We start from the raw sequence: 22723 nt of genomic DNA on the forward strand, positions 1-22723 counted from the left end.
CAAAATTGAACCTGAAAAACACGACTTATGGTCAATATTTTGAAAAAGAGCAAATCGATACAGAGCGATTAAAAGTGATGTATTCCATTTACGAACAGTATTATGAAAATACGAGATTTTCTATTTTCGTAGATGATTTTAAAAATAAAAGTGGTGCGATCTTAATTTTTGACTCGGAAACAGATGAGATTGTGGGGTTCTCAACCGTTGTTGTGCAGCACTTCTATTTAAACGGTAAAGACTACACCGTGTTATTTAGCGGTGATACGGTCATTTTGAAGAAGTTTTGGGGCACGCGTAGTCTGCAAAGTACCATGCTCAAACTCATGATCAAGCTTCGAATCAAATATCCATTTAACGAGCTCTATTGGCTTCTCATTTCTAAAGGCTATAAAACCTATCTCTTACTTGCCAATAACTATTATGTGTATTACCCAAATATTAAAGATGAAAATCAGCATCTCTCGGAAGTGGTTGAGCACTACTGTGAGAAATTCTTTGGGGAATACTACGACCGTGAAGCTGGCTTATTAAACTTTGGTGATGACTATCAACCATTAAAAGGTGAAGTCGCACCGATTACTGCCGAAATGAGACAAAAGAACCCAAATATTCATTTCTTTGAGCAAATGAATCCAACATGGAGTGCGGGTACAGAATTACCGTGTATTGGTCGATTAGGCTGGAAAGATCTTGCGCGTTTCCCAGTAAAGCTCATCACCAAACCCACGAGTAAGGGAAAATTTGAAGCCTGTGTAACGCATAAAACAAAACGTAGAGAGGCCATCCAATGAAATCTAATGAATGGCTAACTTTGGGTTCGCATCTGATTTTAAAAAAATGGTGTGATGCATCCGATCGTAATTTTCAAAAACAGTTTAATGCTTTAGAAGCGACACAACGTCAAATTCTGCATTCGATTTTACAGACCTCTACATTTGCTAAAGACAAAAAAGTTCAAAGCTATGAGCAGTTTGTAAAATCATTTCCTGCGACACGTTATGGCGCATGGCGAGAAGACATTCAACGTTATCGCGAACAGAAACTTTCATTGTCTAGTAGTAAGCTGGTTCGTTTCCAGCCAACCAGTGGCTCGAGTGAACAAATCAAGTTTATTCCATACACCAAACTGTTTTTAGATGAGCTTGACCATGCGATTGCGCCGTGGATGGCGAGTTTATACCGCAAATGTCCGCAGCTTAGTTCGGGAACACATTACTGGTCGGTGTCATGGTTACCAGAAAGCCAGCGTGAGGTTTTAAAAGATAAAAATCTAAATGATGATAGTGCGCTACTGGGTGTAGGTAAGCGAATTTTATCTAAGTTTACCCAAGCGGTTCCAAGTAATGTTGCATTTGCAGCCAATGCCGACGATGCACTCTTTGCAACGATTTGCTATTTGGTGGCAAACCGTAACTTAGCCATGATTTCGGTGTGGAGTCCAACTTTTGCGTTGCAATTGCTTGAGCGTTTGGAGTTACTACAACAAGACGTGATTGAAGTTTTACAAAGTGGTTCATGGGGTAATCGTCAGGCTTCATTAAAAGAAGTGACTGCACCGCATAGTCCTGAAAGCGCTCAAGCCTTAATTGACAGTTCAAACGGCGAACAGATCGACTTCAAACAGCTATGGCCTAAGTTAAGTTTAGTGTCGAGTTGGGATACCGCAGGTTCAAAAGCTTGGGCAGAAAAATTACAAGAGAAATTACCCAGTGTTCAGTTTGAAGGAAAAGGTCTATGGGCGACTGAAGGTGTCGTCACGATTCCCTACAACGACCAATACCCGCTGGCGTATCAAAGTCACTTCTACGAATTTGAATATTTAGAAGGTGAGAAGCAAGGTCAAATCATTCCATCATGGCAGCTTAAACAAGGTGATGTGGTCAGCCCACTGATTACTTCGGGTAATGGCTTACTTCGTTATTGTTTGGATGATTGCTTACGCGTCACTGGCTTTATAGAGCAAATTCCGTGTTTTGAGTTCCAAGGCCGCCGTTTTGGGGTAGATCTGGTCGGTGAAAAACTCGCGCCTGAAACAGCTCATCAGTTATTGTCGCAGTTAAATGAAACCGAATCGAAAGCGATTTCTTTACTGGCGATTGATACCCAGCAACAGGTTAAACCATTTTATTGCGTGCTTTTTGAGGGTGACATCCATCACAGCATTAGCAATGAATATATCGACAGTATTTTGCGTCAAAACTTCCATTACGAACTTGCTCGAAACTTGGGACAGCTTGATCAACCTCAGATTCGCCAAGCCAATAATGGGTGGAATGCCTATAAAAAACTGGTCATGTTTGATGGCATTATTGAAGGCAATATCAAACCTGAGCCACTTAAAAAAGTCACCCTCAATAGTTTGGAACAACTATGAAAGGGATGAAGCAATTTAATACTCGGTTTTTAACACTTCGACACGCCTTGTATTTAGGCGTGTTGTTGGTGTCGAATACACATGCCATGACTTTAGATGAGGCTTTGTCGGCTAGTTTAAGGCATGAAAGTCAGCTTGAAGTCAGCCGTTTAAGCGTGAACCAGTCCACCGCAGTGCTTGAACAGGCTAAACAGCGTGATGGACTTAAAGTCAATTTAGTCGGGCAACTGGACTATGAAAGAATAGATACGCCTTCACACGTACTGTTTCCAACCGAAGGAAATCGTAAAGGCCGAAGTTTACAATTGCAAGCAGATTATCCGATTTATACGTCTGGACGACACCGTTTAGGAATTGATGTTGCCGAAAGTCAGATTTCTGCACAAAACCAAGGTTTGTCAGATCAACGGTCGGAAACCATTTTAAATACCGTAATGGTCTATACCGACGTATTAAAAAAGAAAGCCATTTTAGAACTCAGACAAAAGACCATGGCAAATCTACAACGGTCTTTATATGAGTCAAAGCGCCGTTTTGACGTGGGTATGATTACCCGTGCGGACTTGGCTCAGGTTTTGGCGCAAGTCGCACAAGGCCAAGCCGATATTACACAGGCCCAATCTAACCTAACCGTAAGCGAAGCGCAGTTTTATCAAGTGACAGGTGAAACGCCTGAAAACCTTGCTACCATTAAGCAACTACCCGCTATTCCCGCGAGCTTAGATGAAATTTTGGCGCAAACCAAGAACCATCCAGCTTTAATGCGCAGCAAATACGAAAAGCAGGCCGCCGAGAAACAATATGCTTTAACCAAGCGGGAACTGTGGCCAACCGTGATGCTCACCAGCCGTGCTGGAAAGCAAGATGAAGCAAGCTATATCGGCTCTGAAAGCAATAACTATATGGTTGGGGTACAACTTAATGTACCGCTCTATGACGATGGCTTAAATCGGGCCAACGTTAAAAAAGCACAGGCCGATATCGATTTAGCTAACCAAAAAACGCGAAGTCTTGAACTGGACTTGAACAAGCGCACCCGTACCACCTATGCACAGCTTCAAACCATTCGACAAAATAAAGAAGCACTGGCAAATGCCATAGAGGCAGCATCTATTGCCTTTGTCTACACGCGTAAAGAGTTCGATGTTGGCACTAAAACCACATTTGATTTGCTCAATACCGAGCAAAAGTTACTCGATGCAGAAACTCAGAAAACCGTAAATGACCAAGACGAAGTGGTGTTTGTCTATCAGCTACTCGACCAAATGGGACGCTTAAATAACTTGGTCCCCGTACAGACCGCACAACAGGTGAATAATGAATAAAACAAATCCACCACTTGCTGACAATACGCTGATTACCCGAGAAGCAACTTTGGCAGATGATCAGGCTTTACGAGATTTAATTGCCGTACCCATGACCACCAAAGGTATACAAATTAGCTTTCAGCGCGAACCGAGCTATTTTAGAGCGTCTGACATTGTCTATCGACATAAATTACATGTGTTGATTGAAGACACTGAAAGTCAGAAAAATGTCGCTTGTTATAGCAATGGTTACCGTCCGTGTTATGTCGATCGGAACATTCAAAACTTACGATACGCGGGTGATTTACGGGTAGATCATAACTATCGTGGCAAATCACTGGTTAAGGTTTTAGCAAAGCATGTAAAACAAACTATGCATGAACCGAACTATAGCCAAATGATTATTTTTGATGATAACCATGCCGCACGCGCTGCCATCCAAACGGGTAAAACGGGAATGCCTGATTATTATGACGAAGGGCTTATAGAGACACTAAGCCTGACGAGTACAGGTGCAAAACGAAAAATCACGGCTTTTTTAAAGCAGGTTGATAAACAGAGTGATCTTCAAAAGATCCATAGTTGTGTCGCTGAAGCTCAACATGTGGGAGCGATGAACCAATTTATTAGTGGCATGGCAGAGTTTTATAATTTCATTCCTGCCTATAACTTTGAAGAACTGGCCCAAGGTCATCGGTATTTTTCAGGGATAAAACTCTCAGACTTTTCACTTTATTTTAAGGGTGAAAAACTGGTGGGCATGTTTGGTTTGTGGGATCAGCACAGTATTAAGCAAACCAAAATTTTGCATTACAGTTCAGTCATTGGAATTTTTAGACCCGTTTATAACTTGCTAACTCCAATTACTAAGGGCATGCGTTTGCCTAAACTTGGCGACTCTATTCAGTACCATGTGCTACATACGCTTATGTGCCATCCAGAAGATTTGGCTTTGCATCATAAAATGCTCGAAGATGCCTATAACAAGTCAAAACAGCAGGGCGTTGGGGTGGTGAGCTTTACGCTTTCACATAAAGACCCGCGCTATCAGTTAAACCAGTTTTATAAAGGTGAACGTTTAACTGGAATGCATGGTTTTATTAGTTATGAGGGCGACCCACGACCACATTTTGATAAAAACTTGATTCCATACTTAGAGGTTGGACGTATTTAATTTAAAGCTTGAATTGATACTTTGAATGAAGCCCACAAATGTGGGTTTTGTCATTTTGAATATGAGCGCTGAAGTTGAAGATCAGTTTATAAAAGAAAATATAGCAATAATTTATAATATAATTATTTAATTTTTAATGGAAAATTATTTTAATTTTTATTGATGCGTAGTCACTAAACGTACATATAGCGCAACTACTATACAAATCGAAATTTAAGAACATGGTAGTTAAGTGATGAAAAAAAGTTTATTGGGCGGCCTTATTCTGTCTTTGTGTACAACTCCAGCTTTTGCACTAAATATTTTATTGGTTAACGATGACGGTCTAACCAGCAATGTCAAAGCACTCTATGATGAATTAAAAGCAAATGGTCATAACGTGCTTGTGTCTGTACCTTGTTCACCACAAAGTGGTCGTGGTGGCGCAATCGTGATGTACAGCTCAACAACGATTACCGCAGATAATGATAAGCAAATTGCGGCTGAAAATGGTTGTCACAATGGTGCAGCCCCAATCGGCGCACCTGCGGCTGGAACCTTTACTAAAGCGGGCTATAGCAATGGTGACTGGAACTACACACATGGCACACCAGTGATGGCAACCGTTTATGGATTAGATGTGGTTGCACCAAAACGCTGGGGTAAAGCACCAGACTTAGTTTTATCGGGCCCGAATGAAGGACAAAATGTCGGAAAAGTCGTTGTACACTCTGGCACCATTGGCAATGTACAGTTTTCGGCAGGACGTGGTATTCCTTCTATTGCCTTAAGCGCCGATACCAACACAGTAGATGACAAAACCTTAAACAACCCTAACTCTGCGATTGTGGCAAAACAAACCGTAGTGTTATTAAAAGAATTACAAGCTAAGGCAGGCAAAGGCCAATTGTTGCCAAAAGGCATCACGCTAAATGTTAATTTCCCTAAAAATTTAACAACCAGCACACCGTTTGCTTTTTCAAAAATTGGAACTTATGACCTATATAAACTGAAATTCCAAGTGACTAAAGACAATAAAGGCAATAACCAATTTGGCCTAGGAATAGACGCGGCACCATCGGCTCCAACAGCCGCTCAAATGTCGGATGAAAGCGCCGTAATGCAAAGCAAAATTGCTGTGACTGCAATGCAAGTGGCTTACGATCAGCGACCTGCAGCTCAAGAATGGCTCAAAATTCGTTTAAAAAGCCTATTTAACAAGTAAGGAGAAAGACCATGAAACGTTGTTTGTTGGTTTTACTCCTTGGGCTTGGCTTGGCGGCTTGTAATGACAATGATCATGATGACCAAGTCTCGACTGAAAAACCTGCCTTAGCTCCGAGCTTAGACGTCGGTACTTATATTATTAGTACTGAAACTAATGAAGAGTTACCAATGGCGGGTAAATACTATTCTGGCGCAGATGGTTCTAAGTTATTGGTTTTAGATGATGACGAAAACCGTGCCAAGGTTGTGATGAGCTACGACACAAAAACCAAAGCTTGGCAGAGCAACCAGTCTAACCAAGCGCTGACAGTTGAATTAGCACATTATGAAAAAATTGATGATCAGAAAATTACGCTGAATCAATTGGTCGGCAATTATGATTTATCTTTTTCAGATGGAACAACGGTAAATGCCGAGGTGAATGCACAAGGCAAAATTGTCTCGAAAGACTCAAATTGTGTGTTTACAGGTGTTATTACTGAAAGTGCATTAGCCAATACAGCAAGCTATCAACTGACCGATAACAAGTGTGATGCGCTAAAAAATAACTCGAAAGGTTATGTTGTGGTAGATGAAGACTTAGAACCTATGAGTTTTAGACTTGTATCTGACACAGTTGCATCAAAAGACATTTGGGCATTTGCACAATCTTAAGAATAAAAAGGCAACGGATTCATTTCGTTGTCTTTTCATTCCAACCTATCTTGGGCTGTTGAAACAATTAACATGGTTTGAAGGTAATAATCTACACGTGAGTGATTATTGTCCTTATGCGAGTTATGCGCATTAAAGGCTGCATCATGAAGTTTCACAACTCGAGCGATCGGATTCGAACTACAACGCATTAAATATTCTTCGCGTGTTTCAGTTTCCCGTTTAGTTAATGCATCAACGGCATCACGGACTTCTTTGCCAAATAAACTTTCGATTTTGTCTAGGGTAAGAAGTGTGTCTTCAACGCTATCGTGTAGAAGGGCTGTAATAATATAGACTTCTGAAAATTGGTGCTCAATTAATGAGTTGACCACACCTTTAATATGGTAATCAAAGTAATCATGAGGACCATACTTTTGACCTTGATGCGATTCTTTTGACAATTTCTCTGCGAGTTCAACTTTATTTTGAGTCATTTTTGCTCTTATCACTTTAAGTATATGACACGGCCTAATTTGTGAGATAGGTCGCTTAAGTCATAATTTTATACTGGATAGGGACTCTTAAAAACATCTCTTAATAACAGTAGAGTCTCTTTTTATGTATTCATGTTTAGTTGAAACAGGACAATTCAGACTTTAAGTTTTTGAAATTTTAAACTTTAACTTAATGATATAAGGGTAGATTAAAAATATTACTTAAGAATTTCCTTAATTATCTAATTAAATGAAAAATAATAACTAATTAAATAATTTCTAGCCAATTTCACATTAAAACCTCAAATATTGAAGATTACCATTTGCGGGCTGGCCTACATTGCCAGTCGGTTGTCGCAGACTGCAATACGACCGCATCAGGATTATTTCTTCTGAGGAATAGTCTTATGTGTAAGCTCCTCGTTCCCTCCCGTAGCGGTAGGACGGGAGAGGGACACCCTCGGGTGTGCTGGCGTCGTACCAGTCTGTCAACCCTCTTCCGTTCTGCCACCATAATTCTAATGTCTTGGCAGAACTCCCTATATAAGGAGTTGGCTTTGCGCATCCATTATTTCTTGGCAACCTTTGCCAAAAGCTATAACAACACAGCTTAAAACATTTAACGCAGCTTGATCGCCGTAAGGCTTTTTCAGGCTTTAGCTCGTTATTACTTAAAACTTAGACAATTAAAACTTGAGATGTGCTGAGCACAGTCTTTACGGCTTTGCTATGCCTTTTTTCTCCCAAGAGGTAGCGGCTTTTATATCTCATTTATATACAACAATAATTTTATAACGGTAAAAATATGCCACATTTAGTTCTCCCAACACGTGCATTAAAAGTCGTAAATAAGGCAATTGAGTTATTTCACTACAACGGATTTCATCTGGTCGGCATCGACAGACTTGTGAAAGAGTGTGAAGTACCCAAAGCAACTTTTTATAACTACTTTCACTCTAAAGAGCGGCTGATTGAAATTTGCCTGATTGTGCAAAAAGAACGATTAAAAGAAAAAGTGGTCTCAGTGGTCGAATATGACCATGACACAAACCCAATCGACAAACTCAAAAAGCTCTATCTTTTACACACAGACCTAGACGGGCTGTATTACCTGTTATTTAAAGCCATTTTTGAAACAAAACTGACTCATCCAAAAGCCTATCAAACCGCCGTGCGTTACAGAGTATGGCTCATCAATGAAATATATAGCCAGCTTAGAGCACTTAACCCCGATGTTTCTTTCACTGATGCGAAACTATTTTTATATCTTATCGAAGGCGCCGTCATTCAGCGTTTAAGTTTGGGTGAGGTTGATGAAAGAATGGTTGAGGTGTTTTTGAGGGGGATGGGGTGAGGGTATTATTATAGCTATTTTATAATACCCTTTTAAGAATGTAAGTTTAGGTGCTTTACTGAGAAGAAATTAAGTATTGCAGTCTTCAATATGTTCAAAGATCTTTTCGCAAAGTTCTTTTGCAGGTTCGGTGAGCACCCAATCCTCGTAAGTCATTAAAATTTTGCATATTTCACAAAAACCGACTTTATCATCAATTGTACCAGAAGCATCTGAAAATAAGCGAGGTGGATTTGATTGAAGTAATAAGTTCTTATCTTTGATAATAATCTCATCAATAATTTTTCCGATACCTTCATTACTTATAAAATTAGTAGAAGAATTCAATTGATCAATATCAAAATTAGAAGTATCTTTAGTAAATCCTCTATGATTTAGATTGATAATGGTTTCATCGTTTAATGTGATTTGATCCTTTGTTTTATTTATTCCTTGAAACTTTATCAAACATGCCTTATGAATTATCGATGAGTCCAATGTATTTTCTATTTCTTTACAAGGGAGAATATATACATTCTCTGGTTTTAACTCAGATTCCCATTCTTGTAATCTTTCTGCTTTTCCTTCATTATCTCCATCAGCCAATAATAAAATGTTTTTAGAAATAGCTTTGGCAGTAAGGCCTTTATTGTGTTCAAGAAATTCTAGAGCCGCTTCTTTTGACGGATAATCGTCAATAAAACTCCAGTGTGTAATATTTCCACCTGCATATTCGATAAATGTATAATGAAAATTAGGCATAAAGCTTTTATATTTTTTATATTTTTCAGGTTCAAATAGTTCAATTTCTTTTAAATATTTATCCATTAACTTAGATAAATACATTCTATCAGTAACACCTTCGATCCAAATTGTGCAATTGGCTAGATAAACAGATGAGGGGCGAACTCCTAAAGAAGTTAATAATTCATGGTCTTTGTCACAATTATAAATTTTGAACAAAAACCTCTTATCATCTAATTCTTTGATAATTTTTTGAATTGTGACTTGATCTGATTCATCTACCATATCTAGTAAGTGATTAGAATGGGTAGTAAAGAAATAATAATGAGATGTTTCATTTAGGTAGAAATTCATTAACTGACGCACCATTCCTGCGTGCATGTGTAGTTCAGGTTCTTCTATAAAAAAAGCATGAGTCTTATCTTTTTTAATAAAAGCCTCATAGGTCATAATGATAACTTGTTGTAAACCATCTCCTAATTTATAAATTGGAAATTGTTCTTCATCACCAATTTTAATATGAACTACATCATTTTCATTTCCATTCTCATCTTTTCCAAACATTGGAATTAAAGTAACTATTTCATTGTCAAAAAAATATTGACTTAACTTTTCTTCATATTTTTTGATAAGTTCACGTTGTTCTGGTTTACCAAGTAAGTGGACTTTTAACTCATGATATAAACATTCTCCTGTAATAATATTTTTAGCATTAAATTTAGAACTATCTTTAAAGTAATCCCTTTGGGCACGCTCTATATAAGGTTGCTTATTATTTATATCTGTTACAGGTCGCATACCTCTTAAAGTGGGAATATAAAACTTATCTTGAAAAAGCTCATTTAATTTATCTATATCATCTCGATTGAAGTTAATATCTTTATAATTAGCTTCTGAACGATAATTTAAGGGTAATCTAGCTAATACTTGATCTATTCTTGATGTGTAGTATATAAGTTGATCAGAAATTCCATTTTTAGAGTCTACAAAAAAATCTTTAACAAGTTTTTCTAACTCTGTTAATCTTTCAGTATGAGCAGAAAAATCTTTAATCAACAAAAAATCTTGCAATCTTTTTAGATTTTTTATTATTTCAATATTATTAAAAAAATTACTTGGATAATTAGAAATAAATAAATTTCTAATAAAACGACTTTTCCCAGAATTATTCTTACCAATAAAAAAATTTAGACGCTTTATTTCAATAATTTCGCTATAATCTTCTTCATTATCAGAAGAATATTGCTCTAAATCATCTGCCCAGTAATATAGTTTTTTATCCATTTTAAAACTCTGAAATTTATTGGCTAAGTTACCATTAATCTTGTAGATTTAGAATATTAATCTATAAAAATGTTAACAATGATGAGAAAATTGCTTAATTTAAAGCTGTCCTTTCTACACATGTTAAATCTAATTAAGGATTGAGAACCATTCTAGTAAATTTTATTCAAATAACTTCGAGAAAAAATATGAAAAATATTGAAATTTTAGAGATCAATGAAATTGGCGATTATGAAGAAGGCTTATCGCTATTGTTAGAGGATTCTATCAATAGCGGAGCTTCTATAGGTTTCTTAGCTCCCGTAGAAAAGAACGATGTCTTAAATTATTGGCGTGAGGTCAACCATAAATTAGCACAAGGTAATAGCCGTCTATGGATTGCTATACAAAAAGGAAAAATTGTAGGTAGTGTTCAATTGTCTTTGGTAAGTAAAAAGAACGGCGTTCATAGAGCAGAAGTTGAAAAACTCATGGTTCTGACAACAGCAAGAAAACAAGGAATAGCAACATTACTAATGAATGAACTAGAAAATTTTTCACGAGAAAAGGATTTACGTTTACTCGTATTAGATACACGTGAAGGCGATGTGTCCGAGCTGTTATATAGCAAAATTGGATTTGTTCATGTCGGTGTCATTCCAAGTTTTGCATTAAGTTCAAATGGGAACTATGACAGCACAGCGATTTATTATAAAAAGCTTGATTGAGGGGGAGGATAAGGTATTTGTAGCAAGATAAAAGGAGGTCATATAATATCAGTATTTTTAAGATATGAACTATAGGGTGGTGAACGGTTCATAAAAAAATGTAGAACACTTTCTACTTTTATTTTCCAATACATGCGGTTCCCATTTAACTAGAACTGTGTTTATTTTAAAGTTATATAGCTGACTAAATCTAGATTACTAAATATAGAAATAAAACTAAATATTTAATATTTAAAAAGTTCACCTTGAAGTGTATATGTATTACCTAATTTAACACTACCAATCTCAAGTAAAGGAAATTTTACTATATCAGGACTATTCGGAATATTTAAAGGAATATAATTACACCACCAATTCATAATTAAAGTTATCCTTTTACCATTTTCTTTAATTCCCTGTACTGCGTGACTTAGATTTCCTGAAAAACATAAAAGCTTATTAATTTCGCAATCAACTATAGTAATAGAGGTAGGGAAAGAGGGTATAACAGCTCCTTTTTCATCAACCATTTGGTTTGACACTAATGTATAAGAAGAACAAGAGCTGAGATATAAAACAGTTGATAATCTAGGAACTTTTACTTTTCCTGTTAAATTATAAAGACTCTCGTCTTTATCGAAATGAAAATTCATTGATTCATGAATAGGGCGGTTTCTAACCCACCACTCTACGCCACTTATATCTTTAATTTCTATTACACTAGCAATTTTTGAAAAAAAATTTTCCCAACATTCAGATTCTTTGTTTGCTTCACACCAAAAAGATGTATTTACCTTAAAAGCAAAAAGTTTATTAACGAAAATTGATAATTCTCTAATACTTTTAGGTGATAAAATATCTTGATAAACTTTAATAATGTTATTTTTATCAGTTTGAATAGTTTTTGTGAAATTTAGATTTTTTCTCTTATAAGAATTAATTAATTCAGATAATAGAACACCTTCATTTTTTTTTAAGTCTTTAGCATTCATTTACAAATATATCCTCTAAATTAGCATCAAAAGGATTTTTAGGACCTGTACCTAGCCCTAAAATTATTAGAGGATATTCCATTAGCTCTTCATCTAGCTGAAGTAAATTCAGTAATATATCATCATAAAAAGCTGCTGTTACCCAAGTCCGAATATCTAAAACACTAGCAATAAGTTGAATTGTTTGAGATAAATGACCAGCATCTAATAGAGCCACTCTATAAGAATGTGAATGTTGATATTTCCACATTAATTTATCAAATCTACAAGTAATCACTATTGCTGCATTTAAATTATCAGCAAAATATTGTCCCCCGCATAAAGAACCAAAACTAAATTCCAAAGGAATAGAACTAATTTTTCCTAAATTTCTTTGATTTGATCTAAAGTGGTAAACACCCGGTTCAATCCCATCTATGTTCATACTAATTAAATACCCTTCACAACTCTGTAGAGATCCCCCAGATGATGAAGTTCTTCTCTTAGTCGGTGTGTGAAGTCCTTTTTTCTCATATTCCCTTTTATCGTGGTCTCGATAACCAAACGTATAATTGAGAATTAAAGAAATTTTATCAAATGGTATATTTTTGTTCGTAAATGTTCTATTAGTATGTCTATTTTCCAAAATCTTTTTTAATAAATCGAATTCAGGAAAATTTTTTTCAAGTGTTTCATATTTAGTTTGTCCATAACAAATATCAAAACAATCTAAAGGTATTTTCTCTATAATTGAGTTACAATACTCAACATATCCCTTTGATAAATCTTTTGCATTTTTCTCAAAATTAGAATTTGAATACCGCAATGTTCCAAAATGAAATATTTTTGATAATACATCCCACTTCCAATGTGTTTTACTTGTCTTTTTAGATATTAAAATATTAACAGAAATCAATTCTTCAACAACAGATGGATAATTTTTTTGTAAACTAAAATCAGCTATAACATTTATAGCTATTAAACTTAATTTATGTTGTTTATGACTCTTATAGTTCCATGCAAAATAAGAGTCATTTATAAACAAAAAAAATACATCTTCATTAACTACTAATTCCATGTAAATGCCAACTCAATAAAAAACTTTTCTAAAATATATTCTAACTTATTTTTGCAGTAGTTATTGCGCAATGGTAAGTTACATATTTATCAGAACCTAATATATTTTCAAGTTTTACTTCTGTTACATTATTGGGAGTTAACATTGATTTATCAGAATTAGTTAGAGAAGTTTCATCAATTTTTACATTAGATAAAGCATCTCCAAATTCTGCTGCTAATTGAAAAAAAATAGGACGAGGAAGTTTTTCTACGATATTCCATTCATTTATTGCACCACTTAAAACATTATTGCATCGTAATAATTGATTATTATCTTGTGCATACCATATATCTTCTAATTGAATTATTTTTAACATAATAAAATTCCTTTTGTGTTTTTATGATATATAAATACTATAATTAATTTTAAGTTGCAATACACTTATTTCCCTTGTACATCGATAGTTACATTTTAAATTAACTTTCCTATATAAATTTAAAATAAGTTTCACTTAATTTATTTAAATTTAATATAGAACATAGAGGAAAATTCTGTCTCATTATTCCTCATAACACTTATATAAATACTTCAAATAAGATGTCCATATGTTTTGAGTGTTTATTCATCATTTAACGCACATTCAAAATTACTTGGGTTTTCTTTACATCTTACTTTTTTCAAAAAATTCATCATTTTAGGGTCGTAAATACCTGCTTTTGTTAGCTGTATACGTGCCTCACGCATCATTTTCATATAATTTACTTGTTCATTTTTAGGAATATCCATCCAATACTTTGAAGGAATATCACTTTCATATTTAGCAATAATACCAAAGGTTCTATTTAGTTGGCTGGCTACCCAAGTCCGCGACTTTTGCCCAAAACCTGCTGGAAACTGATCTTTACGAATAATAAAATTTGCTGAAATTTGAGTCAAAGGAAAACGAATGATTGCTCCTTTCTCCCCCAAACCTTTGTGTAGTTCAAAAGGTTTAAATGCCACAATAGGAGCGGGCACAATATCAATTTCATGATTATTAAACTTCGCACCAGCATTGGTCACGTCTACAGATACAGCCTGACCTCCGACATGTTGAACAAGCTTGGGTTGGGCTTCATCGTATTTAAATACCCCAATTTTTTTACCAGCAGCTTTAGCGAGTGTATTGATACTTCTATCATTAACAAACAAATATGCAGGGCCAATTGTTCCTAAACCTGCAATTTCGTAAGGACCTACAACCATATTTTTTGCGGCCATTGGTGAAGACAACAGCTTATAGGCATTAATTGCCGTTTTCATATTTGTTAATGCGCCAACAGCATCTAAAGATCCTGTGTATTTATTAAACTGACGGCCACGTAAGCCACTAATAATAGCGCCATCACATTTTCCAACTTTTAAATCTTCAGCCGCAACGCGTTCATCAACATACGCTTTTAAAGATAGATCAGCTCCCCAATTTTTGGCTTCAAGTGCATAGTCTTTGGCTAAAGCGAAAGCATCTCCCGATTTACCAATGGGGTCAAAAACGCAGACGACTTGTTGTTTTGCATAAAGAGTTGTTGTTAAACATGTACTTGTAATAAATAAAATAATTTTAAAACGATCCATATTTAGTTATCCATTATTTAAATTATAAAAATTATTTTATAAGTCGTAGTTAGATTAGATATGACATTTAAACAAAAATTTTAAGGGAAAAAGTCAAAAGACAGTTTTGACTCAGGAAGCCATTCTAGTTCATCACTATAAAACCAGAATAACGATTATTTTTAGAATATTTTTTGTCCGATTAACGGACAAAAATCTCATAAAGCGGTATTTTCTCTATTCTTTTTATATCCTTAAATAAACTTAAAAATTAGTTTATCCATTACCGAATGGAGATTAATTTATGGAAATCTTAAAAACAAAAATTGCAATTATGGGCTCAAGACTAACAGGCCTACCAAACAGTGAAATAGAGATTCTAGCGAGTAGTGCAAAGCATCGCATTGAACTATCTAAATGTATCAATGATAAGCAAACCGTAGTCGATGGATAGACCTAAGTGCTCAAAGACTGGATGTAAACATATCAACAAGAAGATTGGAAAACGATTATTAGAATTTAAATTATTTTTGGGAGTTAAATATGAGATTTAAAAAAGGATTTTTAGCACTCTGCCTAGGTTTGCTCTTTATAAACTTAGGATGTACAGACAATGATAGTGCCGACAATATTGGTGCTGAAAGTATTTATGTTAATGGAAAAATTTATACCGCTAAAGATAAAGACTCTTTTCAGCAAGCAATCGCCGTTGCCCATGATGGAACAATTATAAAAGTGGGTAGTAACGAAGAAATTAAAAAAATTGCAGATAGCAATACACAAGTTTTTGACCTTGATAACAAGGTTTTAATGCCAGGTTTAATTGATAGTCATATTCATGCTTTAGCTTCTGGTGTAGAGGCAGTATTAGCAACTATAGATAGCGGCGATACAACCATAGATATTTCTAAAGTGGAAGCAAAACTTAGACAATCGAGTCTGGATGGTACGGGTGTTGCTGGAGATGTTCTATTTTTAAATGGTCTATCGTCAGAATATTGGGAATTAGCTGACCAACTCTCAAATGTATTTAATAATAATGAATGGAAAGATCGTCCTATTGCTTTAGTCGGTAGTGACCATCATACAGCTTGGGCAAACCAAGCACTCCTAAAGAAAGCTGGTATAGATGCAAACTTCATTCAGCAATTAAGCCTAAATGACCAGCAAAATGTTGCACATAATGAAAACTTTGAACCCACTGGATTTGTGATTGACTCTGGCTGGGATATGGTGAGTGATAAAATTCCATCTGTATCACATGATCTGCTTTATAAAGGCTCGAAAGAAGCAGTCAAATACTATAACAGTTTGGGTCTCACGGCATGGATGGATATCGCTGCAAACGCCAGTCCAAATAAAGGAATTACCAATATTAAAAATACAGAGGAAACCCTAGGGATGATTCCAATGTATAAAGAATTATCTCAAAAAGGAGAGTTAACAGCACGAGTTTCTGGTTTACATGTCATTAACTCAAAAAGTACACCTCAAGTTTTTAACATCATTGAGTCAATCAATAGCAAATATAAAAACATAGATAACTTTAATTTAGTCGGTGTGAAAGTCTTTGCGGATGGTGTATTAGAGATTCCAGCCCAATCGGCTGCATTACTTGGTCGGTACTCTAATAGTAACAAGCAAGGGACTTTGTTATTTGACCCAAATACGTTTAAGTTGGTTGTTGCTGAAGCAGATAAGCGAAATATGATTGTTCATATTCATGCTGTTGGTGATAGAGCTGTACAGGAATCTTTAAATGCCTTTGAGTATGCTCGCTCAAAGCGTCAGAGCAACGTCCCTCATAGCATTACCCATCTACAACTCGTTGACCCTAACGACTATAAGCGCTTTAAACAAAATAATGTGATTGCATCGATGCAATTGGCATGGGCCTATGAAGACAGCTTTAACAAAGAACTGGTAAAACCTTATATCGATGCAACTTCTTATAAGGGCATGTATCCTGCACATTCGTTGTTAATTAACGGCGCAACCATTGCAGGAGCAAGTGATGCACCAGTTTCAACAGCCAATCCTTTTGTCGCCATGGCGACTGCAATTACACGAAAAGGAAGTGAAGGCGAAGTTTTAAACCCAGCAGAAGCCATTGATCGAGATACAGTCTTTAAGGCTTATACGATTAATTCAGCGAAAGCGCTTTATTTAGATAAAAGCATTGGTACGCTCGAGCCGGGCAAAAAGGCCGATATGATTTTAGTAGATAGAGATATTTTTAACGTTTCGCCTGAACAGTTGGCTGAAACAAAAGTGGTGTGGACCATTTTTAATGGGAAGAAAGTTTATCAGCGGTAATAAGCTAGAAAGCTTTGTATCTATAGATTTATCTAAAAATCAAAGATACAAAGCTAAGTAAAATCAGTTATTTGATTTTAAAAGGATCTTCAACTGCTGGGGTACCTACATTATCCCAGAAGTTTTGTAGTACAAACCCATATTCCGATAAGTTCTCTTTGAAAGGCTCAAGCATTTGATCTGCTGAAGGCTTTTTCCAGTCAGCCTGTAATTCACAAGCTAGACTAAAGGTCGTTACGGGTTCTGCACCGGCATTTGCCATGCGTAATGTAGCGGCCTGAACTTCATATTGATTCCATGCTCCACATGCATCAATGACTGGGTAGACTTTATATCCATCATTTAATAGCGATAGTGTTGGGAAAGTACAGCAAGTACCAATGGTTACGCCTGCAATAATAATATGGGTTCGACCTGTTGCTTCTAGTAAATTAATAAGTGCTCTACGAAAAGTCGGGTCTTCGTATGCATTAATGATCCCTGTACGTCGATAAATTGAATTATTAGGAAACAATGATTTAATTTCTGGGAGAGTGTCGCCGTTTTGCCATTGTGCGTTTGATGATGTAATGAGTGTTGGAATATTAAGAGCTTTGGCTGTACGTGCTAAACCAAGAACATTACTTTTTAATTCAGCGAGGCTTGACGTATCACGAACGCTAGCCATTAAACCAACTTGATGATCAATAAGTAATAAAACTGTATTTTCTGGGGTTGGTTTATCGTAAGCAAATAAACCTAGATTTTTTGCTTCTTTTGGTGAGTTTTTATTCGCTTTTATAGTATCAGTAATGGGGCTGATAATATCTTCTGCACGGATTGATGTAGTCATTTTTAACTCCGAAGAATAATTTGAGACGAGAAAGTACGGAACTTAGATTTAGGAAGATCTAAGTTCTGATTTGGATGTTTAGGCCAAATGGATTAAATAGTGTTTAAAAAATCAAGGCTTAACTGAAACGCTGAATGCGAAATGGTATGTCCTGTAGCGGGTAAAATATTCAACTCAACATTTAAGTTTGCTGCACGCATTTGTTGATATGTACTTTGGCTTTCAGTTGGAGAAATAACGGTGTCTGACTCACCATGAATTAATAAAACTTTCGTGTTTTTATTAATTTCATTATTGATTGGGCTTGCTAATCTTCCAGCGATGCTAATCAGCCCAGCAATAGGCCAACGCCCTGAAACGACCGCATCTAAAGCCATTATTGCACCTTGAGAAAATCCTAAAAAAACGACTTTATCTAGGTGGTTTTCTAATTGGTTTTGGGTAAGGATCTCTTGGATTTTTTGGTCAAACTGAGTTCTGGCTTCTTTAATGCGACTAAAGCGATTCTCCTCATTAACCCCAGCGATGCTAAACCACTGATAGGCCTCTTTACTGTTCATAAAGCTAAAAGGAGCATTGGGTGCGACAAAATTCAAATTAGAATGATTGGCTTTAAAAAATTCTCCAACTGCTTCTAAGTCTTCACCATTACTACCGACGCCGTGTAATAAAATTATAAATAGATCTTTCATTTTAATATCCTGAATGAGCTGAATATTTGGTGTTTAGATGCCATTCATACAATGGCATCTCATCTATTAACGAGCTTAGTTTTTAAAAGATTTACTTAGAGAAAACGGTCCATCACCAATGAGTGCGAGAGCAACTAAAGAAATAATCCACATAAATGGGAATTCCCAGCCACCATTAGGGTTTGTAAAAAAGAAACCGGCAGCACCATGTACAGTAAATATTGCACCCAATAAGACAGGAATTAGTGCAATGGCAACAATTCGAGGTTTAAAACCAACGAATAATAATATTGCTCCTAAAATCTCCCAGAGAATAGTCACATATGCCATCCATCCCGGAACTCCAACAGATTGGAAAAATTGTGCTGTACCTGCTGGTGTAAATACAAATAGTTTAAGACCAGCATGGGCAAAGAAATAAAGCGCTAAGGTTATACGGAGTAATAATGCCGCATAAGGAGCGGTGTTTGATGTATTCATTGTATGTCTCGATGAGAATTAACTTGATGAATACATACTACTGTTGATTTTTTAAGTGATTAAGTAGGCTGAAATTGAATATTTATTTCTATTTTGGAAATAATTACTCGTAAATTTCCCATTCGGCAGGGTACGCATATTGCTCTTTTAAATAATCAATTAGAGTTCTCACCTTGTTGGCTAGGTGTTTTGCTGGTGGGTAAACCGCATAGAGACCTCTTCGCGGTAATTCATAGTTTTCTAAAATAGGAATAATCTTTTTATCGATAAGTGCATCTTTTAAAATAAACATGGGTAATCTGGCGATGCCAAGTCCTGCTATGGTTGCAGCTAAACAGGCTTCTGTATTCGCAAAATGAATCCGACCATTTACATTGATTGTATGTAATACATTCGAAGGTGATTTTTCAAAAAAAGCCCATTCATACGGATCTTTAAAGTTTGTATCTATGATGCAGGAATGAGATTCTAGGTCTTGTAGACTTTGAGGATAGCCAAATTTTTCTAAGTATAGGGGAGATGCGACCAATACAAATCTAATTTGAGATAATGGAGTCGCAATTAAATTATTATCTTTAAGCTCTCCAATTCGAATGGCGATATCAAATCCTTCTTCAATTACATTCACCGTACGGTCAGTAAAGCTCACGTCTAATTCAATTTGACTATATTTCTGGGCAAAGTTAACCAGTGTTTTACTTAATTGCACTGTTCCGAAAGAGTTAGGAGCACTTATTTTTAGTTTACCGACTGGGGCGCGAGATTGATTTTTAATACTAATTTCAATTTCATCAAACTCTGCCATAAGTTGCTTAATTCGGTGGTAATAAGCTAATCCGAGTTCTGTTGGCTTCAATGAGCGTGTCGATCTTTTTAGAAGCTGTACGCCTAATTCGTTCTCTAGTTTTGAAATAAGCTTGGATGCTTGTGCGACGCTTGTATTTAAATTTTCGGCAGCTTTAACAAAACTTCCTTGCTCAATGATCGAAATAAACATGCGATTACATTCAAGTCTATTCATATAGATTTATTTTTACTTAAATTAGTAATCGTAGTTTTAGCATAAAAAATTTGGATAAGTTAACTAGGTAAAATTAAAACGTGAGAGTAACGCTATAAATTATTTTAAATATAGAGAACGTTTAAAAACTTTTACTCAGTAAAGAAAAAATGAGTAACATGAAACCTTAGAAGATTTATCATACATAACATCTATGAAGAAAAACTCAAAACTCGACCAAGATAAGCTCTTTATTAAATTGTTATTTAAGTCCAACTCTGAAGTGACGGAGGATGAAATTGAGTACTATCGAAAATATCCCGATCAGATCGATCAAGTCACAGCTCCTCTAAACATTCATAAAATATTCTTGTGGGCTGGTGCTTTATTGGGTGTTATCGTGGTTGCCATAGCTAAATTTCTTAAGTTTTCTGGCACCTTAGATTTCCTATCTGAAGGCGTATTAGAGTTTGTTATAGATATTATTTATGAAACTGGCATTGCCTTAATTGGAGCCGCAGCTACAGCCTTTATGCTGGGTGTTTTATTGAATAAGCAACAAGAAAATGCCACAAAATGGCGTGAAGAAATTCGTAGAAGAGTAAAAGAAAGTGAAGAATAATTTTATAACTCAGCGTTTTTACTTATCCATCAAAATTTTTATGGTGAAAGTGCTTTTTGAGCCATGATTGCTATAGTGAATAGAACCTTTAAGCGCAACCACAATCGCATGTACAACAGCTAATCCTAAGCCTGTACCACCAAACTCTTTATTTCTTGACTCTTCTAATCTAAAAAAGGGTTTAAATAGATCATCTTGGAACTCAGTTGCAATGCCGGGGCCTTCATCTTCAATTTTTAATATCCAGTTTTCTGAGACCACTTCTGAAGAGATCTTAAGTTTTCCTGCATTTGAATAACGAATAGCATTATCAATTAACGCAATTAAAACTTGCTCAATACGGCGACGGTCACAAAATACAGGAGTAGTGGTTAAATCAAGTTCTGGCTTTAAGTTTGCTTGTTCTAGGCGGTCTTCAAAGGCCTTGAGAACTTTTTCAATCACAGACTTAAAATCTAATAACTCATAATTTAATCTTAACTGTTGATTCTCAACTAAACTTATTGTTCGTAAGTCTTCTACTAAATGAGATAAACCTTCAACTTGATTTAAAAGACTTTTAAATAGAATTTCATCAGGCTTAAAAACGCCGTCGATGATGCCTTGCAGGCGGCCTTGTAAAATGGTGATTGGAGTTCTTAATTCATGAGCGATGGCAGCATTCCAAACCTGTGCATTTTCCACAGAAACTTCTAGTTTTTGAGCCATATCATTAAAATTATGTAAAAGCTCAGACATTTCAGCCGAGTGAATTCTGTTGTCGTAAGCTCTAGCAGAGAGATCACCCTGACTAATTTTTTTGGCTGCTTCGGCTAAGAAATTAATGGGTAGAATAAAACGTTTTGCGAGATGCATGCCAATCACAAGTGAAATAAGACAACCACAGAAAATGACGGCAGACATCCAAATCCAATCTATGAAATGAAATTCTGTCCAATCCTCTTGTAGGGTATCTAAAGTCAGCCAACCTTTTTCGATGGCAAAGTTATAAATGAAATAACCTAATAAAACTGAAAACAGGGTAACGCTTAAATTAACAATACTGAAAGCAATAAAAAGCTGCTTACTGATTCCTAACTTACTTTTCATAAAAATTCCCTAGCCATATTTTTAATATTATTTAGACATCATCTTTTACAGCTAGCGGATTATCGAGTCGATATCCTACGCCACGCACATTAACTAACATGTGGAGTATTCCTTGTTCTTCTAGTTTTTTTCTAAGCTTACTCACATGGCTATCTACAGTCCGTTCTAGAGCATCGCTATCGTTCATGCACTGATTCATAAGTTCACCACGTGTAAAAACTTTGTGGGGCTGATCAATCATGAAGGAAATAATTTTATATTCAGTCAGGGTGAGATTAAGCAATATTTTCTTATTTTGAGCATGCAGATAAACACTATGCGTATCTGTATCAATTTCAATATCTTTGTAGACCTTATTTTTGTTAAATGGCTTGTTTGTTAATTGAGTACGTCTTAAGACTGCCTGAACTCTAGCGATCACTTCATTTGGGTTAAATGGTTTAACAACAAAGTCATCTGCACCAACTCGTAATGCCATGACCTTATCAATATCTTGATCTAGCGCCGTTAGCATAATCACTGGGGTCTGAGCTTTTTGACGTATTTTATTTAACACTTCCCAGCCGTTGAGCTCGGGTAATTTAATATCAAGTAAAATTAAATCAATGGGTTGGCTAGAGTGCAATTCAATGGCTTGCTTTCCATTCATAGCACGAATAACAACCATTCCTTCACGTTTCAAATAATTTTCAATAATGTCGCCAATGTCGTAATCATCTTCTACAACGAGGATAACTTTATCGTGACAATCAAAAGAAAAAGAACGATCAAACATAGAAAACGGGCTATATAAAATGCTTCAACTCATCATACGCTAAATTATTGGT

Annotated in this window: 22 protein-coding genes; 10 read left to right on the plus strand and 12 right to left on the minus strand. The window is 35.8% G+C overall.

Annotated elements, in window-relative coordinates; genetic code table 11:
* Positions 1–5 precede the first annotated feature (5 nt).
* The 6 genes from QLG01_RS13360 to QLG01_RS13385 all read left to right on the plus strand — a co-directional run bounded on the left by QLG01_RS13360 (position 6) and on the right by QLG01_RS13385 (position 6718).
* Positions 6–794 carry a hypothetical protein gene (locus QLG01_RS13360; protein WP_171056769.1) on the plus strand — a complete coding sequence of 263 codons (789 nt, stop codon included), beginning with the start codon at positions 6–8 and terminating at the stop codon, positions 792–794.
* Entirely contained in the window at positions 791–2377 is a 1587-nt protein-coding gene (locus QLG01_RS13365; RefSeq protein ID WP_282496672.1) for a GH3 auxin-responsive promoter family protein, read from the plus strand. The genes QLG01_RS13360 and QLG01_RS13365 overlap by 4 nt, the downstream gene beginning before the upstream one ends.
* Positions 2374–3702, plus strand: a complete 1329-nt coding sequence (locus tag QLG01_RS13370) for a TolC family protein (protein WP_282496673.1) — start codon at positions 2374–2376, stop codon at positions 3700–3702. The genes QLG01_RS13365 and QLG01_RS13370 overlap by 4 nt, the downstream gene beginning before the upstream one ends.
* Complete coding sequence (locus QLG01_RS13375; protein WP_282496674.1) at positions 3695–4858, plus strand: hypothetical protein; 1164 nt, start codon at positions 3695–3697, stop codon at positions 4856–4858. The genes QLG01_RS13370 and QLG01_RS13375 overlap by 8 nt, the downstream gene beginning before the upstream one ends.
* Before the next feature lie 232 nt (positions 4859–5090).
* The gene (locus QLG01_RS13380; RefSeq protein ID WP_282496675.1) at positions 5091–6062 is read left to right on the plus strand and encodes a 5'/3'-nucleotidase SurE; all 972 of its coding nucleotides are present in this window, start codon (positions 5091–5093) and stop codon (positions 6060–6062) included.
* Between the two features lie 11 nt (positions 6063–6073).
* Positions 6074–6718, plus strand: a complete 645-nt coding sequence (locus tag QLG01_RS13385; protein WP_192835541.1) for a hypothetical protein — start codon at positions 6074–6076, stop codon at positions 6716–6718.
* Between the two features lie 35 nt (positions 6719–6753).
* On the opposite strand, the gene QLG01_RS13390 is transcribed toward QLG01_RS13385, so the two are convergent.
* Positions 6754–7194, minus strand: a complete 441-nt coding sequence (locus QLG01_RS13390; RefSeq protein ID WP_282496676.1) for an HD domain-containing protein — start codon at positions 7192–7194, stop codon at positions 6754–6756.
* An 805-nt stretch (positions 7195–7999) separates the two neighbouring features.
* Here QLG01_RS13390 and QLG01_RS13395 point away from each other — a divergent pair.
* Positions 8000–8548, plus strand: coding sequence for a TetR/AcrR family transcriptional regulator (locus QLG01_RS13395; protein ID WP_282496677.1), 549 nt, complete (start codon positions 8000–8002; stop codon positions 8546–8548).
* 69 nt (positions 8549–8617) lie between these two features.
* Here QLG01_RS13395 and QLG01_RS13400 read toward each other — a convergent pair whose 3' ends face one another.
* Positions 8618–10555, minus strand: a complete 1938-nt coding sequence (locus QLG01_RS13400) for an ATP-binding protein (protein WP_282496678.1) — start codon at positions 10553–10555, stop codon at positions 8618–8620.
* Positions 10556–10743: 188 nt separating this feature from the next.
* Between QLG01_RS13400 and QLG01_RS13405 the strand changes: the two genes are divergently transcribed.
* Positions 10744–11262, plus strand: coding sequence for a GNAT family N-acetyltransferase (locus QLG01_RS13405; RefSeq protein WP_282496679.1), 519 nt, complete (start codon positions 10744–10746; stop codon positions 11260–11262).
* A gap of 224 nt (positions 11263–11486) precedes the next feature.
* Here the strand turns inward: QLG01_RS13405 and QLG01_RS13410 are convergent, their stop codons facing one another.
* From QLG01_RS13410 to adeT1, 4 genes are all read right to left on the minus strand, one after another.
* The gene (locus QLG01_RS13410; protein WP_282496680.1) at positions 11487–12233 is read right to left on the minus strand and encodes a hypothetical protein; all 747 of its coding nucleotides are present in this window, start codon (positions 12231–12233) and stop codon (positions 11487–11489) included.
* Positions 12223–13290 carry a SagB/ThcOx family dehydrogenase gene (locus QLG01_RS13415; protein WP_282496681.1) on the minus strand — a complete coding sequence of 356 codons (1068 nt, stop codon included), beginning with the start codon at positions 13288–13290 and terminating at the stop codon, positions 12223–12225. The genes QLG01_RS13410 and QLG01_RS13415 overlap by 11 nt, the downstream gene beginning before the upstream one ends.
* Before the next feature lie 40 nt (positions 13291–13330).
* Positions 13331–13648, minus strand: a complete 318-nt coding sequence (locus QLG01_RS13420; RefSeq protein ID WP_282496682.1) for a hypothetical protein — start codon at positions 13646–13648, stop codon at positions 13331–13333.
* Positions 13649–13890: 242 nt separating this feature from the next.
* Positions 13891–14886, minus strand: a complete 996-nt coding sequence (gene adeT1 / locus QLG01_RS13425; RefSeq protein WP_282496683.1) for a putative multidrug efflux protein AdeT1 — start codon at positions 14884–14886, stop codon at positions 13891–13893.
* A gap of 522 nt (positions 14887–15408) precedes the next feature.
* On the opposite strand from adeT1, the gene QLG01_RS13430 reads away from it, so the two are divergent.
* Complete coding sequence (locus tag QLG01_RS13430; protein ID WP_282496684.1) at positions 15409–17181, plus strand: amidohydrolase; 1773 nt, start codon at positions 15409–15411, stop codon at positions 17179–17181.
* A gap of 67 nt (positions 17182–17248) precedes the next feature.
* Here QLG01_RS13430 and QLG01_RS13435 read toward each other — a convergent pair whose 3' ends face one another.
* From QLG01_RS13435 to QLG01_RS13450, 4 genes are all read right to left on the minus strand, one after another.
* A complete protein-coding gene (locus QLG01_RS13435; protein ID WP_174724500.1) occupies positions 17249–18013 on the minus strand; it encodes an isochorismatase family protein in 765 nt (254 codons plus the stop codon).
* Between the two features lie 92 nt (positions 18014–18105).
* Positions 18106–18705 (minus strand): dienelactone hydrolase family protein, encoded by a 600-nt coding sequence (locus tag QLG01_RS13440; RefSeq protein WP_282496685.1) that lies wholly within the window; start codon positions 18703–18705, stop codon positions 18106–18108.
* Between the two features lie 75 nt (positions 18706–18780).
* The gene (locus tag QLG01_RS13445; protein WP_005305413.1) at positions 18781–19185 is read right to left on the minus strand and encodes a DoxX family protein; all 405 of its coding nucleotides are present in this window, start codon (positions 19183–19185) and stop codon (positions 18781–18783) included.
* Positions 19186–19288: 103 nt separating this feature from the next.
* Entirely contained in the window at positions 19289–20182 is an 894-nt protein-coding gene (locus QLG01_RS13450; protein WP_002050117.1) for a LysR family transcriptional regulator, read from the minus strand.
* A gap of 217 nt (positions 20183–20399) precedes the next feature.
* Between QLG01_RS13450 and QLG01_RS13455 the strand changes: the two genes are divergently transcribed.
* Positions 20400–20807: a hypothetical protein gene (locus QLG01_RS13455; protein ID WP_005305407.1), complete on the plus strand. Its 408-nt coding sequence runs from the start codon at positions 20400–20402 to the stop codon at positions 20805–20807.
* A gap of 18 nt (positions 20808–20825) precedes the next feature.
* Here the strand turns inward: QLG01_RS13455 and adeS are convergent, their stop codons facing one another.
* Together adeS and adeR are read right to left on the minus strand one after the other, a co-directional pair.
* Positions 20826–21896, minus strand: coding sequence for a two-component sensor histidine kinase AdeS (gene adeS / locus QLG01_RS13460; RefSeq protein ID WP_282496686.1), 1071 nt, complete (start codon positions 21894–21896; stop codon positions 20826–20828).
* A 31-nt stretch (positions 21897–21927) separates the two neighbouring features.
* Entirely contained in the window at positions 21928–22671 is a 744-nt protein-coding gene (adeR, locus tag QLG01_RS13465; RefSeq protein WP_191900826.1) for an efflux system response regulator transcription factor AdeR, read from the minus strand.
* Between the last annotated feature and the right edge of the window lie 52 nt (positions 22672–22723).

Origin of the sequence: Acinetobacter sp. V89_4 (assembly GCF_029967875.1) — a bacterium.
In the GTDB taxonomy this organism is placed as follows: Bacteria; Pseudomonadota; Gammaproteobacteria; order Pseudomonadales; family Moraxellaceae; genus Acinetobacter; species Acinetobacter oleivorans.